Annotated in this window: 10 protein-coding genes; 1 reads left to right on the plus strand and 9 read right to left on the minus strand. The window is 42.3% G+C overall.

Going from position 1 to position 17,716, the window contains the following annotated elements:
* From recC to HH214_RS07440, 8 genes are all read right to left on the minus strand, one after another.
* The gene (gene recC, locus HH214_RS07400) at positions 1 to 3,195 is read right to left on the minus strand and encodes an exodeoxyribonuclease V subunit gamma (RefSeq protein WP_169606715.1); all 3,195 of its coding nucleotides are present in this window, start codon (positions 3,193 to 3,195) and stop codon (positions 1 to 3) included.
* Positions 3,196 to 3,223: 28 nt separating this feature from the next.
* On the minus strand, positions 3,224 to 5,020 hold the full coding sequence (gene recD / locus HH214_RS07405; protein ID WP_169606716.1) for an exodeoxyribonuclease V subunit alpha: 1,797 nt from the start codon (positions 5,018 to 5,020) through the stop codon (positions 3,224 to 3,226).
* A 758-nt stretch (positions 5,021 to 5,778) separates the two neighbouring features.
* Entirely contained in the window at positions 5,779 to 7,149 is a 1,371-nt protein-coding gene (locus HH214_RS07410) for a DUF4236 domain-containing protein (RefSeq protein ID WP_169606717.1), read from the minus strand.
* 31 nt (positions 7,150 to 7,180) lie between these two features.
* Positions 7,181 to 8,164, minus strand: a complete 984-nt coding sequence (locus HH214_RS07415) for a hypothetical protein (RefSeq protein ID WP_169606718.1) — start codon at positions 8,162 to 8,164, stop codon at positions 7,181 to 7,183.
* 26 nt (positions 8,165 to 8,190) lie between these two features.
* Positions 8,191 to 10,182, minus strand: coding sequence for a phospholipase D-like domain-containing protein (locus HH214_RS07420; RefSeq protein WP_169606719.1), 1,992 nt, complete (start codon positions 10,180 to 10,182; stop codon positions 8,191 to 8,193).
* Positions 10,183 to 10,543: 361 nt separating this feature from the next.
* Positions 10,544 to 10,924: a DUF6232 family protein gene (locus HH214_RS07425; RefSeq protein ID WP_169606720.1), complete on the minus strand. Its 381-nt coding sequence runs from the start codon at positions 10,922 to 10,924 to the stop codon at positions 10,544 to 10,546.
* 486 nt (positions 10,925 to 11,410) lie between these two features.
* The gene (locus tag HH214_RS07435) at positions 11,411 to 12,076 is read right to left on the minus strand and encodes a response regulator (RefSeq protein ID WP_169606722.1); all 666 of its coding nucleotides are present in this window, start codon (positions 12,074 to 12,076) and stop codon (positions 11,411 to 11,413) included.
* 9 nt (positions 12,077 to 12,085) lie between these two features.
* Complete coding sequence (locus HH214_RS07440) at positions 12,086 to 13,756, minus strand: tetratricopeptide repeat-containing sensor histidine kinase (protein ID WP_169606723.1); 1,671 nt, start codon at positions 13,754 to 13,756, stop codon at positions 12,086 to 12,088.
* 644 nt (positions 13,757 to 14,400) lie between these two features.
* Between HH214_RS07440 and HH214_RS07445 the strand changes: the two genes are divergently transcribed.
* The gene (locus tag HH214_RS07445) at positions 14,401 to 15,486 is read left to right on the plus strand and encodes a hypothetical protein (RefSeq protein ID WP_169606724.1); all 1,086 of its coding nucleotides are present in this window, start codon (positions 14,401 to 14,403) and stop codon (positions 15,484 to 15,486) included.
* Between the two features lie 797 nt (positions 15,487 to 16,283).
* On the opposite strand, the gene HH214_RS07450 is transcribed toward HH214_RS07445, so the two are convergent.
* On the minus strand, positions 16,284 to 17,627 hold the full coding sequence (locus HH214_RS07450; protein ID WP_211166326.1) for a HEPN domain-containing protein: 1,344 nt from the start codon (positions 17,625 to 17,627) through the stop codon (positions 16,284 to 16,286).
* Positions 17,628 to 17,716 lie beyond the last annotated feature (89 nt).

A 17,716-nucleotide genomic window follows, 5' to 3' on the forward strand; every position in this document is an offset into this window, starting at 1 on the left:
TTACGACTGATAATAATCTTGGAATACTTCTTCTAAAGGGGAGATAAGCTGAGCGGCAGCTTGCTGAAAGTGCTGAAATCCATCTATAGAATCAAACCGCCCCTTATGATAGGCGCTGAGAATATAACGGTCTTGCAGCGGAAAATTAAAATCGTTTACTTTCTTTGTTAATTTACTATAATAATCATCTAAGGTTAAACTGAGCACTTCACTTGGCTGCTTAAATAAATCAGGATAAAAAGGTATCATCTCAGCATGTCCGCGCTTATACAAATCTATTAATCCACAAATACGGCTCATAGCTTCATCGGATGCTATCGGGTTAGCGGTAAACACCTTTTCTTTTTGCGCAGAAATAAATTTCAGGGTTATATCCTGACCAGCGGCACGTAATGCCAGATACCGAATGTATGCATCTATGAGATATTTGCATTCATTTTTTGACCAGGATATATATACCAGCTGACCATTATAGATGTTGCCCAGTTGTCCTTTCAAGGAAGTGCTACCCATCTTCAGATCGACGGAGATCACTTTTTCTACTTGTCCACGGACACATTCCCTAAGTAGCTCCCTCACTGGTGAGACCACTTCCTCTATCGCTCTCAAGGATATGTCTGCCATCTGTTTTAAAGGCAAGCGTCCTGTTTTTACCAATTGTACCCGAAGTTCATCAAGTGTGGAAGTATCAGCTGCCAGGAGGTCCGGGCGTAATGCCCACTGCTGTAAAGCATCTAGCTCAAACAACTCCGTTTCACTCAATAACACTGAATCCAGTTCATAAAATATCTCCAGCACATGATTGTAGTACCCCTTACAAGGATTTTTAAAAAAGGCGATAAAGGAGTTCAGCGCAATATCATCAAAAGCCATATAAGTGCCCGGTTCTGTCCGCTGTAATTCCGGCATGAGGCTGGTACCGATCTGCGAAAGATAATTGTAAAGTTTCGGATCACCTTGGTTGTACAGGTTGCTGTAAAGATGCAGAGGTTGCCGGGTAATTAGTGCTTTGCGCACATCATGCTCATGAGAGATAATAGCTTGAATGTAATCGAGTAGCTCGTCCACCACAGCTGAAGGGGGGATATTAGAATTATCCTTGACGCTTTGCCCAATATAGCTGATATATAATCGCTCTCTCGCTGAGAGTAAAGTCTCCAGGAAGAGGTGCTTATCATTGTCTTTAATATTCCGGTCACCTTTGCGCCGCTCTTTCTCTAATAGGCTGAAACTGGTAATAGTTTCTTTCCTTGGAAAAGTATCAAAGTTCATGCCCAGCATGGCTACGACACGAAATGGAATACTGCGCATAGGAATCAGCGAGCAAAAGGTAATTCCACCAGCTGCAAAATGGTGCGCATTGTTACTGGCTGACAAAAATTGTAGAAAATGATGAGTAAAGACTTCGTAACTCAGCTTCTCTTGGAGAATAGACTCCATGACGTTGTATTTTCCTAATTCATGTAAGAGTTGGTGCAATTCCTCGCCAGCTTCCTTCTCAGGCTCACATATAAGATTATAAACAATATCCTCAATATAGCTTACCCATTCCCCCATTGACCGGGGATGTCTCCGGTATTCGATAAAACTAATCAGCACCTTGCAGAAATGGCAAAAGCGAACTACTTCTTCTGCGGCTCGTCCTTCTACTATATCCAAGGGATATAAGCTGTCGTCACCGATCAAAACCGCTTCCTCACCACTCAGACATAGCCCGTAAATAATTCGTTCCAATCCATATTCCCAACTGACATAAACTGTCTCATCTTCCGTCTCACCAGCAATTCCAAACCGGATGTTAGCATTATCAACCATTTTGCGGATCAAGGCCATATCCTGTATGCCAAAGCGTCGTCTTATATAGCTAGAATCCAGTAATTGCAGCACCGATTCCGCTTTGAAAGAATGCTCCTGTACCTGTAAAATCAGGCGCAGTGCTGCAGAGATACTGTCGTTACTGGCAAAACTTTCATCGGCGATAGTGTAGGGAAACGGGTATGGCGCATTGTTAAATACCGCTTTGATATACGGGGCATAAGCGTCCACATTCGTGACCATAACCAAAATGTCTTGAGGAGACAAGTCCATCTTTTGTTGATCAATAAGATTGACTAAATAATTATATAGCGATTCCACCTCCCTTACAGCAGTATAGCAATTATTTATTGTGAGCGAGCCGTCGGTCAACATCGCTGCTGTAACCTGACTGCGCTCACTGGCGGAACGATTATAATAGATGTCCTGCTGTATTTCTGCAAGCAGGCAATGACCGCTTGGTGCTACTTGGGTGATTTCCTGATAAGCATTTAGGAAATTATCATCTTGAAACAGTAAAGTAAACGAATTCTGAATTAGTCTTCCCCAATTTAATAGCAATGGATTACCTATGACAGTAACATCTGGATTGATCTGTCCTCGTTTTTTCATCGCTAGCAGTTGCCGTTCAGTTCGGTCCTCAAACCAATACAACTCTGGCGCTGGATTGAGCACATGAAAAGAGGTTGTGATATAGTTGCCTAACCTTGAGAGTAACGCAATATGATATTCAGTTATAACGGAAAGACCAAATAAATGCAGAGCAGGCATTTTCATGCGTAATAATTGCTGATAACCAGGCTCTTGAAGTTTATCTAAAACATATTGCCTGAGAATTGTCTTATCCGGCGAAATACCTTCGGTAACGTTCTGCATTTTGATCCACAGGTACTGCTGCCAGTCATCTGAGGTGCAGCTTTCGAGTGAGGAGCTATTCCACTCCGTGATGATTTCCGGACGATATATCTGATACTGATCAAACAAATCTGCAACCTTCTCGGCAAGGGCAATCCGCTTGACATCCTTATTGATAACCTTCTCATAATATGTAGCAATTACCGGAAACCTATTCCTGAAATCAGGCTCGTCCAGGAACTGATAAATAAGCCAGCAATAGTTACCAGGAGTAACACCAGAATTGTAAGGCCCATCGAACAAGCGATATAGTTCATAGACTAACTCCGAGGGCTTTATAAATCTGTAATTTGCTGCAATACCCAGCGTATTTGCAAGTTGTTGCTTTAACCAGTTGTTCATTCCTTCCGTCTGAGTAATGATATAGTACGGCTGGAAAACATGGTGACGTTGCTGTATAAGTTCAGCACATAATTGCTGAGCCAGTTGCTCTAAGGAGTTAGAAGCATTGAGTCGTAAGGCCATAAGGATAGGTCAAGGATAAAATATTAGTCTAAATAGCGGCTTCAAAACGTTGGCTAATACCAGATGCACGTTTGATCTTTCGACTACAGGCACCTATTATAACATCTGGTGCTCCCTGTAGATAGACTTTGTGCTTTGCCCGAGTAATGGCGGTATACAGTAGCTCCCGAGTCAGTAAGGAAACATCTTCAGAAGCTGGCAGTAGAACATATGCCTGGTCAAACTCGGAACCCTGGCTCTTATGAATGGTCATGGCATATACCGGCTCTGATGCTCCCAAGTACCCCGGCGTAACCGAGAATAAGTTACCATCCCGATCCTCAAACCACGCTTTCATCGTACCATTAGCATCCTTTCGAATAATGCCGATATCGCCGTTAAATAAGCCAAGCGGATAATTATTTGCTGTAATAATAATTGGTTTATGCTCATAAAACTCTCCGTTAAGACTAATGAAACCTTTGTATTCCAAAAATTTCTCGATCCTTCGGTTAACAGCAAGCACTCCCTGTTCACCTTCCCGTACAGCGCACAACACCCGAAGCTGTTGCAGCTTTTGTAAAGCCAGGCGGATATCTTCTTCTTGAATAAATGCGCTGTATCCTATAATAAATTTCTGAAAATATTCTGGTTGTTGATGGGTAAACACCTCTATATCATCTTCTTGACGAACAGTATTGATAAACTGCAAGAGCAAAGACTCATCATTATTCAAGATAGCCTTGCTGAATACACCGATGCCACTGTAGCCAGAAAAGCGGTGGCTATATGTCAGTTCAATTGTATGATTGATCAGCGGATGTCCTGCTTCAGACGCATGTTTTGAAGCTCCTATCTGCCGGCTAGGATTGTCAATTAATGCATTGATAAAACCCAAGCGAGCAGGATGGAATTTGTTAATATGAGCTTGGCAGAGATCCCCAAATAAACTACCTGCCTCAACAGAGGCCAGCTGATTTTTATCTCCTAACAAGATCAACCGGGTATGCTCTCCGACCGCATCCAATAACTTAGACATTAATGCAGCATCGATCATGGACGCTTCATCTACTATAATCACGTCAAAATCGAGAGGGTTTCGACGGTGATGACGGAAATGATGGCTGTCTGGTATCGCTTTGAGCAAACGGTGAATGGTTACCGGCTGCAGGGATTGAAACAGGGCTGAATTTTCTGGACTTTTTCCTGCAGAGGCCTTTTTGAGTGATTCACCTAAGCGCGCAGCTGCCTTTCCAGTGGGTGCAGCCAATGCTACTTTCAAGGCTGGCTGAACTTTAAAGAGCAGTATAAGTGTCTTGGCGACTGTTGTGGTTTTACCCGTTCCAGGGCCACCGGTAATAATCGTAAAATTATTTAACAGGGCTGTCACTGCAGCCGTCATTTGCCAATCTGCTTGTTCTTGGTTATATGGGTCTGGTATAATTCCGTTAAATAATTCCCTTAAAAAGGCCGCTTGCTCTTGTAGGTGACTTACTCTTTCTGCATAAAGTGCATGTTCCTGGGATATCAGCTTTAAGATTTGCTCTAAAATAATAGTTTCATACCGGTAATAACGATGAAGATACAAATGATTGTTACATAGCATGAACGGTTTACGATCAGTGTTAGCTGAACCCACCAAAATATCCGTATAAAGTAGCTCCATCTGCAGACCTCTTTGTTGTAAAGCAGTAGGTAGGTTAGTCGCTTCAGCCTCGGATTCCGCCAAGTTTAGGCATATATGTCCTTCCTGAAGCTTTTTAAACAATAAATATGCATAGGGCTGTATGATTTCGCTTTTAAAAAACAAGGCAAACTGATGATGAACATCCTCCAGTGTTTCCATTTCGGTTAGGTTAAATATTGAAAGTATACACAAAGTGAGAGAATCACAAATTCCTTTAAAATCAGATAAATCGCCTAATATAGATTACTAACCTTATTAGATAAAAAATTATCAAAATCTATTTACATTGTGATATTATGCATAAGTAAATATATGTCTATTAATTTTAATTGATTCGAATTACTAATCTTGCAACGATAGTATTCAAATTTAATTGGCAAATCGATTCATGCCTTCGCTAATTTGATCTAAAATTTCTCTTTCACACCTACAAGAAATAATCTGAAAATTTTGTAGTAAATGAAAAATGCATTTATTAAAAATAATTAATACAGTTAATTAGGCTAGTTTTAGATCTTAAAAAGGTGACTCTTTCTTGACTTTTACTAACCTAAATAGGCGTTTGATTCAGCGCTTTTCTCCGGGTTTATGGATGTGAGGTTTCAACCCTGGGTGCTTGGGTTGATTCGGCGGGTCGACTCGTCTCCTTCTATCATCACTCCCATCTTCTTTCTTTGGCTTAGCCCCTGGTTTGATCACTTTTATTTCTTTCATATCTTCAACTACTAATTTATTCAATAAAGTTAAGTATGATTGTGATCAATATATTACGGAAAGCCGTACTCTGATTCAATATCAATAACTCACAATTAAATTGCCTTTGCAGAAACGCACCAAAACGAAGCATTCTGCATCTGACTGATTAGAATAAATTCTATACGCCTAGAATGTTGCGTTACTCATCATCCAGAACAAATCTATCTAATTACTAGTTGCGATTGCAAATTGCCAATACCTCTCAAAAAGTTGGCAAAGGAATCCATTGCACCTTGTTTGGATGTTGTAATAACTTCGTAGAGCCCAGTATCAGAGGTAAGTGTATACTGCGAATAAGCACAAATGGGGATTTGACGGTTGTTGTTGAACCGGCGGTCTGGGCCACCTCGCTTATTGACATAGCGCCAGGTTTGATCCACGACTTGGGCATCGTAAGGGACACCTTCATCTTCAATAAAGCGCGTCGTTGAACCCTTAATACAAAGATTTCTATAGAAAATGGCGGCAAACGTATTCCCCCTTTTGACAAGCAGTCGCTCCGGCAAAAAATAGAAATGCAGGTTGCTGAGCTTTAAACAGGGGATAGCGACATTCGTAACAAAATGAGGCAACGGAGCCTGATTGCCGGAAATACTGCGTATGGGCGTCCTACTAATCAACTGGCCAGCACCCGCATTTCGCTTGAAATCATTGGTTTTCTGCTTGTTTAAATACTGCCATATTCTGACTGAGCGGGCAAAAGTATTAAAATGACCACTAAACTCCTGATAGATACGCTGGAATTGCTCATCCATATCGTAGTGCAGTTCTATCTCAAAGCGCTTTCGGTCAAGCTTTTTTAGCCAAACAATCAAAGGGGTGAAAAATGTCAACATCCCGAATAGCTCAAAGACTGCATAAGTGTTCGATAGATAGGTTTGCGTCCCGGTTTCTTGGTCATGGTGTACATGTTCCACTTCAGCAAAGCGGCGGTTGATATAGCCGGAGGAACTATCTATGCGTACTTGCAGCCATTTAGAGTGAGTGGAATCCAAAAGAATGAACGTTTGCCCGCTGGTCGCCGCCTTCACTATGGCAGATTTTGCCGTAGGATGCTGCCGGATATTTACACCAATATTCGAGGTAACCTTAGCCAAGGTGCTGTCGGTCACCGGCCGGATAACTGTAGTACGAGTTCCGAATGAAGAAAATAACAGTACCATGATTAAAATGACCATGGGAAGCACGCCTAACCATCCTACATAGGATAGCTGCCCGGCTTTTTGGGTGAGTTCGTTGACAAAATCTTTAGAGTCAGTATCTGTTAACTGGTCAATGTCTGCGGATGCAATCTGGTATAGTTGAGCAGAGGACATCCGTTGCGGCTGTAGTGAAGGCAGATGAGGTGGTGCTTCAACTCCTGAAATTTTACGGCGATAACTGATCCCATGAGAACTGAGATTGACATAAGTGCCCTTCGGTCCCATGTTAACGCGTGCGCCTTTGACGCCGACGGAATAGCTGATACCGCTTTTGGAAAAATTGATTCTAAACGGTCCGGAACCCAATGATTTTCGATAAGACCAACCCATAAGCTAGTTTTGTAGATTCTGATAATAAGATTTAGACAGAGGGCATGTTCTTTTTAGTCACGCCCAGGAATTGAAGAATCGTTTTCTCCGCCTCATCTTTGGAATTAGCGTAAGGATGCAGCTCCCACCTTTTGACGTGCGACTGCTGTAACCAGTCCGCCCAGAAAAGCTTGATAATTTCCATGTCGGTAGGTTGAATGGTAGCAGACCCGCCCTTAGACTTGGAACGATCATATAACTCCAGAACCAGTACTTCCAGATTTTTTAAATGCTCGTTGTGAACGGGCTTGATCCTGAACTGTGTATTTTTTTTAAAAAACTTTTGGATATTGTCTTCTTTGGAAGCTAAGAAAGCTTTTCTGAAATTATCGACGGTTGTTTTACTTAAGTCGAAGCCTTTGCCATAGATGCCGGCTTCAATGTAGCCGTCTGTCGTCAGAATCATAACGTTGCGGTAGGTATTAATGATGCTCATAGAACCGTTGGCAAGCGGCGGCTCTGCCGGTATAACGATTTTATCATCCACACCTTCGTTCAAATAAGTCCAGATATCTGCCCCGAAGTTTTGATGAGTGGCGATATTGTAGATGCGACTAAATTCCCTGACCATACTTTGCACATCCTGATTCAGAGTTTGTGGTACATGGTTTCTCTCCATAATATAGTCAATGCGTTCGTTTTGCCGGTGAAAGCGGCCAAAATCTATCAACAGTTTGTCTGTCTTCGCCGCATATTGACTGATGAGTCCCTTATTGATGAAGTCGACCAACAGTTTGTCTTTTTGATTTTCAGACCGCTTTTCCCGCAAGATCGTTGGATATAGGTCACCGGCGATAATCGCAAGGATGTCGACGTCAGATAACGGACGTTGATAAAGCTTAGGGTTGACCCGGTTAGACAGGTCCGGCGCGAACGTGATATTGTAGTGTGTAATCACATATTTGTTGGGCGCATCATGTAGAGGGTTCGGCATGTTAATCGGCTTGTAAGCACTCAACTGCAACAGTCCGATCATAGCCGGTATTAATAGTTTGATCACTTCTAATTTGATTTTATGCGTTTATCTACTTTGTTGGTATCCAGTTTTTCACTTTGCCATTCCAAGGCAACATGAGCTGCTTCTGCTGCTTTAAGAATCGCTCGGGTAACCGCATACTCCTGATGCAGGAAGTCGTTCCAGCCTTCCAGAAAAACATTAATCCGGTCTTTCAAAGCATCAACTGAGATAGGCAGATTATCGGACTGGATATGCGTTGTATAGATGGCTGCGATTTGGTCAATATGAGTTGTATCTTTCAGTAGCTGTGTTCGCTTCTGCTGTATGACCTGATTTAGCAAAATAGGCAAAGACGATAGTTCCTGATCAAGGTGTTTGATGGTTGCTTTCAGTTGAATGATGTTTTCTTCCAAAACAGACATCTCGTCTTTAAGTACCTTAATCCTTGCCGTGTTCAGATTACTCTCTTCACGACGGTGCTGGATTAACAACTGATTATGTTGCGCGATAATATCAGGATTACGATCCTCAAACATGCTCATTAGCTTCTTGAAAACAAGTTTGAACAGCAATAAGCCAAAAGCCCCAAAGACAAAAACCAAATAGAAGTTGGTATCGGTAAATGCCATTGATGCTCGCCAAGGTGTATTGACGTTCCCGCGCGCATAGTTCACCTCATAAACGGCCTGAGTTACCTTATAAGCTATTGCAACGTCTAGAATGAGTATGCCTCCTATAGTGCTGAATAGACTTACCCATTTACCGGCAACAAAACGATCTACCACTGCAAAAGCAAGTGGAATGAATACGAATAAGAAAATGAAGTAAGGAGCCGTTCCACTTTTATGCCATGCGCTACTTACGGCTTCAGGATTAAATATGTCTGTTGCCGCAATCGGTAACCCTTTCGCTTCTGCTTCTTTGGCATCCGCAACGCTAAATAACAAAATGTAAGCTGCCGATGAGTAGAACAAAAATAGGTAAACGATCAAAGCAGCTGTAAATATTGAAGTCGGAATAAAGTCAAACCATTTAAAGTGTGGCTTGATCAGTTCACTTTCTATACGCTTGATCTGTTGGTCCAGATCTGCATTCAATTTCTCAATCGCTGGAATTTTGTCTTCCTTGATCTCTTTGATGCTTTTGCTTTTAACTTCCTGATCCGCTTCTGTGTCTGTTTTTCGGTTTTGTAAATTAGCCTTGTCGAGTTCATGCTCACGTTCCTGATAGGCGACCTGCATCTCACAGTCTTTATTGAGCAGCTCCATACTTTTAACACGGTGCTCTTCAATCTTGGTAATTAACCGCTTCTTCTTATCCTCAATAACATCGATATCATTGATAAAAACAGAATACAACGTATCAAATGCCTTATGGAGGACCTGATGATCACCATTGTTGGCAGCACATCGTTCAAAGCCCTGACCTCTGAGTAATTTTCGGTCAAAACTCCCAACTTCCGCAGCAATCATTGAATCCAAGACTTTCTCAAATTCTGCCACCGGCATCAGTGAAGGCTCTGCTGGGAGAATTTTTGCCCTGTCTACTTTAATGTCAGTGTTGTCATTTACGAGAGGTGGGCTAATCTTCTGTTCTCTGATCTTTGCTTTGATCGCGTTGAAATTCGCAACGAGTGATTCAATGGTTTCTTGATGATTGGTGCTGATGATGCTTTCCTGATTGTTCTTTTTTGCATTAACCGTCCAGTTATAAGAGCCATGCAGCGCTATCCGTTTGTCAATGACACAGAACTTCTGATTCATTGTCCCATAGCCGGCATTTTTGATTTTATGCACGGATGCACCCTGGAGTGTCAACAGGTTGAAATCCAGTTTCTCGTTTTCTTGATTATCAGCAATAATCACCTCAATGTGGACACCTTCGGATAGTTTGCGCAGTAAAATATCAAATAACTCGTTGTCGGTAAACCAAGCTGTCGCAATCAGGATTTCAAACTCAGCTTTCAGTAGTTCACTTTGAATCTTAGCATAAATTTCCTTGTTATCGTTGATTACCTGTTGGTCGATTAATTCCATAATCGTGATAAGGTTTAGGTTTTAGATGTTACTAATATGAGATATCAATCAGCGTATGAAGCTGTATCAATTTTTCAACTTGTTTCATTCGTTACAAGTTTTTGCCAAGATTGTGCTTCTCCCATTGACAAAGTGTTTTTCCTGTCTTTTTGGCTTGATTTTCAGTTATTTTTAAAACTCTGTAATTGCAATTACGTAATCCTCGACAGTTGATATTATAATGATATCGTGTCGTACGAAAGCTGTCGCAGACATATACATAAGTAGAATCAGTAACGCTTATCCCTAAACAGAAAAGGACGAATATGATTTTCATGATTCTGGAACTAGTTATAGATAACGATATAGCAAGTAGGAGCTGCTAACCACGATGAATGATGGCCTCGTTCAGCGCATCTACAATGCCTTGAATATATAAGCGATCCTTGGAGACAATACTATTGGCTTCACCTGAATTGGTACTGATTCTTACTGCAAAATCATTTTTCATTAATGCAATAGCTAAGGCACCCGCCGCAGCTAATAAAATACCAATCCATCTAGAATCGTCACTAAGCAAGAGTGCAGCACCGATAATAATCATAACAATAGGCAGTTTCTTACTTTTGATGATCTCGAACAGGTGAACAGAGGAAATATTCCGCATGGCGTAAGTTTTAGAATCGGTAACGAACCGGGCCTGAGTGATTGTTACCTGACTATCTTGGTAGAATGTAATTTCGTTTTGTAAGTTTGTTTCCATATGAATTGATCTTAAAGATTCCTTGGATTTATCCAAAATAAATCCAAGGTTGTGGAAATTTAAGCGTAAGCAATCAGTTCCCAAGTCACGGCTTTGCCTCCATACGGCGGCATTCTATTGCCGACACTAATCGGTGCTGTTGTTGAAGGGTTTCCAATTACTTTCCAGACTCCAGATTCCGGGCAACTCTCTCCGGTTGTTGCACGTGTGCCTAAAGGTTTTTTTGCCATTGTTTAATGTTTTGTTAAATCAAATCTACAATGATGCTTGGAGAGATATTTACGGGAATCCGTAAGGCAAAAAAGATTTAGAAATGTTGAGTTTTTCGATAGGATTTGGATTTCTACAAGAAGCATTGAACAATTGACCGCCATCAAATATTAAGCGAACAATTACAAGATACGAACTAATGAAAAACAGAGCAATTAGGGAAACAAGCGCTTGATGATGCCGAAATGGCTTTAAGTCGTCTTGTTTGTTGTATATCTAAATAAGTCCCATGTCTTTGCAGTGGGCAATTAATTGCTCATTCATGGTAAACTCTAATGCATCTTTAATTAAGTTCAACCTCTTTTCTACACTGCTTAAACTTGATGGTATAATTCCTTGTTCTTTCAAATGTTCCGGTATATCTTTTTGACGGATTCCTTGGGAGAGCAGCGTCACAATTGCCAGATCTAATTTGGAAAAATCATGTGCATTTTGTTGATAGCTGTTTTGCCGGAATTCCAATGGAACGTGACGCTTGTGCTTATCTAGTTTACCAATGGCTATTTTAAGTTCCTGTACGTCAAACCTCGCCTTACGTACGTAGCCATTGATATGGAGCTCATCAAACAGTCGTGTGACAATAGCTGGTCGGTGCTCGGCTGAGAATACTAAAATTCTTAAGTCTGGCTGCACTTTTCGTACTGCTGCAATTAATGCCATTCCGTCTGATAAACTTTGCTTTTGCTGGTCTTCTTCAAAGTATAGATCGGTAATTAACAGATCGAATGGCCGATTCTGCGCTATGCGCTGTTTGATTTGCTCTAAAGCATCATCACAGTAATACGCATAACGTGGACTAGGAACTTGAAGGTCATTCAAAGTTTTGCGGACCGAGATGCTGGCGCTTTCATGATCTTCGGCGATGAGTACATTTTCAAACATAGATAAAGATTAGGGCAGAGGGATGGATAATAGCACCTGTAATCCGCCAGTGGTACGTTTATCAAAAGTAATATAGCCATGGAATTGTTGGATACGGTTTCCCGTACTTATGAGGCCATTGCCGAATTTTACATTGTTTGGTAGACCAATACCATCGTCAGTGTAGGTAATACGAAGCTGATTATCCTCATTTTGGAATCGAACAGCTACTTGCTTGGCTTGGCTATGCTTGTCCATGTTGACCATTAACTCTAGTAGAGTATCTAAAACAACCATCTGTAGTGCTGAGTCAGTAAGTTTCCACAACTCCTCTTCGTTACCGGCAATGGTAATTCTTCTTTCCTCATCTGCAAACGACCTGATCAATTGTGAAACTTCTTCTTGAAAGCGGTCCGTTGATGATGATAATCCGTCATAGGAAAGTGTCCTTGAGCGTTCATAAAGTTGGTCTAGATCGTTGACAAGTGCAGCACGAACGAGTTGGTCTTTGTTTTGAACACTCTTCATCAATCTATATAGGCCATTGGCAACAACGTCATGTACTCGCTTTAGTATGTTGTATTCTCTTTCCTGCACCGCTTTTTCTTTCTCCAGTCGCATCCGTTCCTGTCTCTTTTTTAACCACAACCATCCTATTAGGCTAACCCCTAAAAGCAAGATTGAGATTCCTAATGAAATGAAACGTTGTCTACTCAACTGGTAGCCTTTCTCCGCATTGTCGCGTTGTAATTTTAAATTGTCAGCTTTATTTTTTTGCACTTCGTACCGGATCAGTGCGAACTGATTTTTTGTGGCATTACGTGCGGTTTGCAGACTATCATTGATATGCTTATAAATCGCAAAATAACGGTTGGTATTTCGAGGGCTTAATTTGATGAGTGAGGATAAAGCGTCTAACTCATCTTCCGGGCTACGGATTTTCTCTGCAATGGTATACCATTTTTTTGCATAGAAAAAAGCAGAGTCAATTCGGTCGCTCATATAATAATCAGTCAGATGTGCATAGCTTGAATTAGTGCCAGCCACATCCTTTGTTTTGATGCGGATTTGTAATGCTTTTTGAAGCTGTCCAACTGGATTATATAAAGGATTATCACGCCACTGTGTACTAGCCATATTGGTTAGTAGCCAAGCATAACTCCTTCCGTTTGGCGGTGTAGCGTGCGCAATTTCGCGGTAAAACTGAAGCGCTAGACTGTATTGTTTTTTCTTTCGATAAACGTTAGCTTTATTACTGAGAATGGAAATTAGGAAACTGGAGTCATTGGCAAAATGAATAGACCGATTCAAATAATTTAAGGCTTGGTTATACTGTTTAAGATTAGTACTTGTGATTCCTAATTCATTGTAGTCGCTTGCGAGACAACGGTAGTCCTGCGGTTCAGCTTCATTCAAATATTTTAAGGATTGGGTTAAGCTTTCCTGTGCACCATAATGATCACCAGCATCTGACTGAATCCTACCCATATTGCAGTAAGCTTTTGCAATCTGCAAGCTGTCTTTAGATGTACTTACCACTTCATTGAAGTAATAAAATGCGGAATCTGGTTGCCGTTCTAGCATAGTAACGGCTTTAACGTAATCGGCTGCAACGGCTGGCGGTGGTTGCTTCTTGTTTTTCTGACAGGAAAACAGAACTAGAGCGACGCTAATCGGGAAAAGAGTTAACAGCTTCTTCAAGGATTTTATTTAATTCTAAAATAAGAAAGAAAAGCTATTAAGATAATAATGAATATTTGACTAACAAAAAGAAAGGCAAGCTGTAGCTTGCCTTTCTTTATTAAATTCCCAGCTTTTTTATTCGCGGTGGGAAATGTACTGGATCACCAACAGTGTCTTTAACAGTGACAGTTGTGGGAGTAATTCCTGTACCGTGAGGGCCATTATGGCTGGCCTTATGGTTTGGGCATGAGCATGCCACGAATATTGCTAACACAATTTCTAACATTTTCCAAAAATTAAAAGGTGAATAACTCCTGCAGATGCCCCCGGGAACTGTTCTCGGGGACATGGATGCAGACCGCGTAAGAGGCGCCTCTCACATTTTTTTTGGGAAGTAGGAGCGTTGATAACGGATGTTGATTTCTGCTTCCCAAGCCAGGGTCAACAGCCGTTATCGTTGCTCTTGGTTGCAATAGGTTGGGTGCACCAGCCCCGCTAGCTATCGAGGTGTCAACCGATTACGAAAGCAAAGGTATATGAGTGTAACTGGCTTACCAGCAGTAGTTTCCAGTAATTCCAATTTTTCCATTGCAATTCTTACGGGATTCCGTAAGTACCATTACAATTCCAGAAATACCTTTAATTTTAATTAGATGTATTAGATGAATTTTGCCGAATACCAATCCAGGGTTATAAAAGATTATCGTCAGAAGAAAGCAAAAAATAGCTTGATCTTCACTATCCCCCATCCCACAACAGCCAGAATTAGAAATGCTTGTATCGATGTCTTGGAAACCCGTTTTGAGCGAAAAGATGAATCCTTTATCCGTAGATATTTTAAGGTAGGAGTAAATAATGATTTTATACTTGCTGTCAAAAAGTTAGGGGTAGACAAGTACAGACCACTCATTAATTTTTTAAATGAAGAGTCTAAATCGACTGATGTGATGAATATTGAGCTATTGGCTTGGTTGATTGACTTTCCTGAAAGGCCACATCAATGGAATTATACCCCAATTCATACAGATGATGTTCAAGCCACCCCTGTTGGCAGTTCGGTATCCGCAGAACTAGAAGAGGTGTCTAATCCACCGATTACATCATCCTCAGATCCTTCGGTAATTCACCCCGTTCCGGAAGAAGCAAAAGCAGTTGCCGAAATTGAAGCAGTGAAGATGGTAGTTCCACCCACAGATGAACCGGAGGTGGAAGAACGTTCTAAAAATCACTCTCAGGAGAAGGTCGGGAAAACATTGAAGAAAAAAGCTCAGCAATATGGTGTGGCTATAGTGTTAATATTGATGCTGGTAGCTGTTGTTTTACGGCGTAAATATGAGAAACCGATCACCATGAAACCTGTTGTTTCCTTAATAACCGGAAGGAATGGATGTGTGATTTGGGTTGAGGATCATTACCAGGCTGCCTCTTGTGAACAACAAATAAAAGGTCTTTTCACACCATGCTTAGATTCCGGAACTGTAGCACATTTGTCGAAAATTACCCGGCCAGATACGATTACGACCAAGGCATTTGGGCATGTATGGTATGTCAAAATCAAGGGGCAACTAACCTACTATACCGCACCAGGATTTGACCCAGTTTATAGGGATTTGAGATTGAAACCATTGACTTTGTATATCTATAATAAATACCTCTTTCATTATGCAGATAAAACGAGTGAGCAAATGAGCGTATTTCAACAAATCAAAGATTGGTTAACTTTTTGGAACGAAAGCAAGCATAATTAGATGTTTAATTTGTTTACAAAAGGAGTGTTTTTTCAGAATAGTGTGGGCTCATATGGGGCAAGACCGTTATAAAATGCTCCAGTAATTTTTTCCATATTCGTTCAATTGCAACTGAACGGCAGTGTGCTGTATGTGAGAAAGATCAAAATAATGTGCCAGCTAGTGTAACTGGTTCCTATTTTTTATTCATAGTATATCCAACTTAATAGGATCTATAACTTGTAAAACTTTGTTTAGAAATAAGTTTTTTTACCCTAAAAGGCAGTTCAAAAATAAAGATAGGATTGGCTGCAGTGCAATGTAGTTCCTTTCTTGAAATTAGTTTGGCTACGGTGTTATAAGTGGTAGCGCGCTTCGCTGCAGCCCTCGCTTTAGGATGAGGCTTGGGCAGCATGCAATGTGGCCATTGGCAACAGCCCTTTCTATCTGTTGATGTACGCTGGAAGCCCACTATTTTTCAACCTTTGCAGCGTCCCTGCGGAAATATGGTATAGTTGCTGGATAGAACATTGCGTTCTCGTCTTGCTCTAAAGAGTAATCCTGCCCTCCATCAAGGCAGACATCTCCCCGCACCTTCGCCAGCGCACGGGCGATGAATGGCAGGGACGCCATTGTCAGTTCACCGATTTTGGGGTTCCAATCTATTCCGTGAACTGTAGGTGCGTATATTGCCGGTTATTTGTGCTCATCTCCTACATCAGCTCGTTTACGACATGCAGCGGCAGTTTAATCACATTAAACAATTGTTCAATGGTCATGGTATCCCTTTGAAGCGAAGATAGCCTATATGCCTTCGTCTAAATACTGCTGATGAGCATGAACCGCTTATAGAGTGCCTGCGTAGCTGTCAGACACCGCTCCACAACCATGTACAAGGACTTAACCGGCTCAATGCTTACCTCGTAGCCATCCTTGTACCTAACGTTCACATAAGCGCCTTTGAGCAGATCAAATGCCTGTACCCCTTCCGGCGTGTTCAGATCGAAAACCGCTTTGAGATCGCCGGTGAAGAGTTGGGTCAGTTTGAGCAGCGTTGCCAGATTATGGCTGCCTCCCTGGTGACCACTGACCACCTTGATGATGCCGCAAAGCGCGCATTCCGCCGCCTGGTGCAGCGAGAACAGTGCAGGCTCCGCCATGCCCTCGTTGAGATAATACCCAGCTCCCTTGAGAAAGTCCCGCGCCTGCCCTTGCCAGCGCTGCCAGCAAACAGTAGCCCGATCATCCGGCGTTCGTTCCGCTAAACGATGAGGAAACAATGCAGTAGGCAGCAACTCTCCTGAGAGAAATACGACAGGGCAGGTAAGTGACCGGCTGAAGAAGGAAGAAGCATCCTGGCTGCGGCTGAGTGCCAGATGCGCATGCATCGCGATAACGGTAATGCTGCCCAGTGGCCTGCAGGTCTCCTCTACCTGCTGACTGATTTCCTGGGCTTGCCTGCGCTCTTCATCAGAAGTGACTACCAGAAAGAACAGGCGCAGGTCCGGCTGCGGCGATGCGCCCAGATAAAATATGATCCGGGTAAGCGGCACCTTATGCCGGATAGAAGAGACCACACGGCTGATGGTTTCCGTATTGTGCTGGTCCACCGAAGGGTCGGGCTGGTACAAGCTGACCGTTTTCATAGGAGTTAGGATTTGGTTTTTGCTTTCGATATTTTTTGCTGCAATACTTTCCTGAATCCCTGCGGCTGCATGATACAACTGAATCAGGTTCTCATAAACGGTGATCAGGCTGGCGGACGTGATAAACTCGCCTGCCCCTTTGCTGGACAGGCCATGCTCCAGCCATTCTTCTAATTGTTCCCGGTACCAGGGTAGCGGATGCTGGCTGAATACGGCGGCTACCGTGTTCTTCGCCCCGCCTAAGTGCGGACCATCGGCTTGTAAGAGTTGGTACAGGGCTTCGAGCAGGCGCAGGTTGAGCCGCTGAAAATAGAGCAGTTCTGAAGGACTGCCCTTATCCCCCCTGAAGTAGTCATCCCTAAGCACGCTATCGCGCCAGGAGCGCAGCCGCTCAAGTTGCCCGCTGAGACGATCGTCATCAAAGAAGTCACAGATCACCTGTAAAGTGTTTGTTTTCTCCCCGGCAGTCAGGTGCAGGAGGTCTAAAGACTGAAGCCCGTGTTCATCCATATTCATCGTCATTGATTTTACCTGCCGCCACTGGCAGCGTAATGCAAAATAAGGCGGGGTATGACCGGTACCGAACTCAAAGCGCCTGTACTTTA

The organism is Mucilaginibacter robiniae (assembly GCF_012849215.1).
GTDB lineage: Bacteria > Bacteroidota > Bacteroidia > Sphingobacteriales > Sphingobacteriaceae > Mucilaginibacter > Mucilaginibacter robiniae.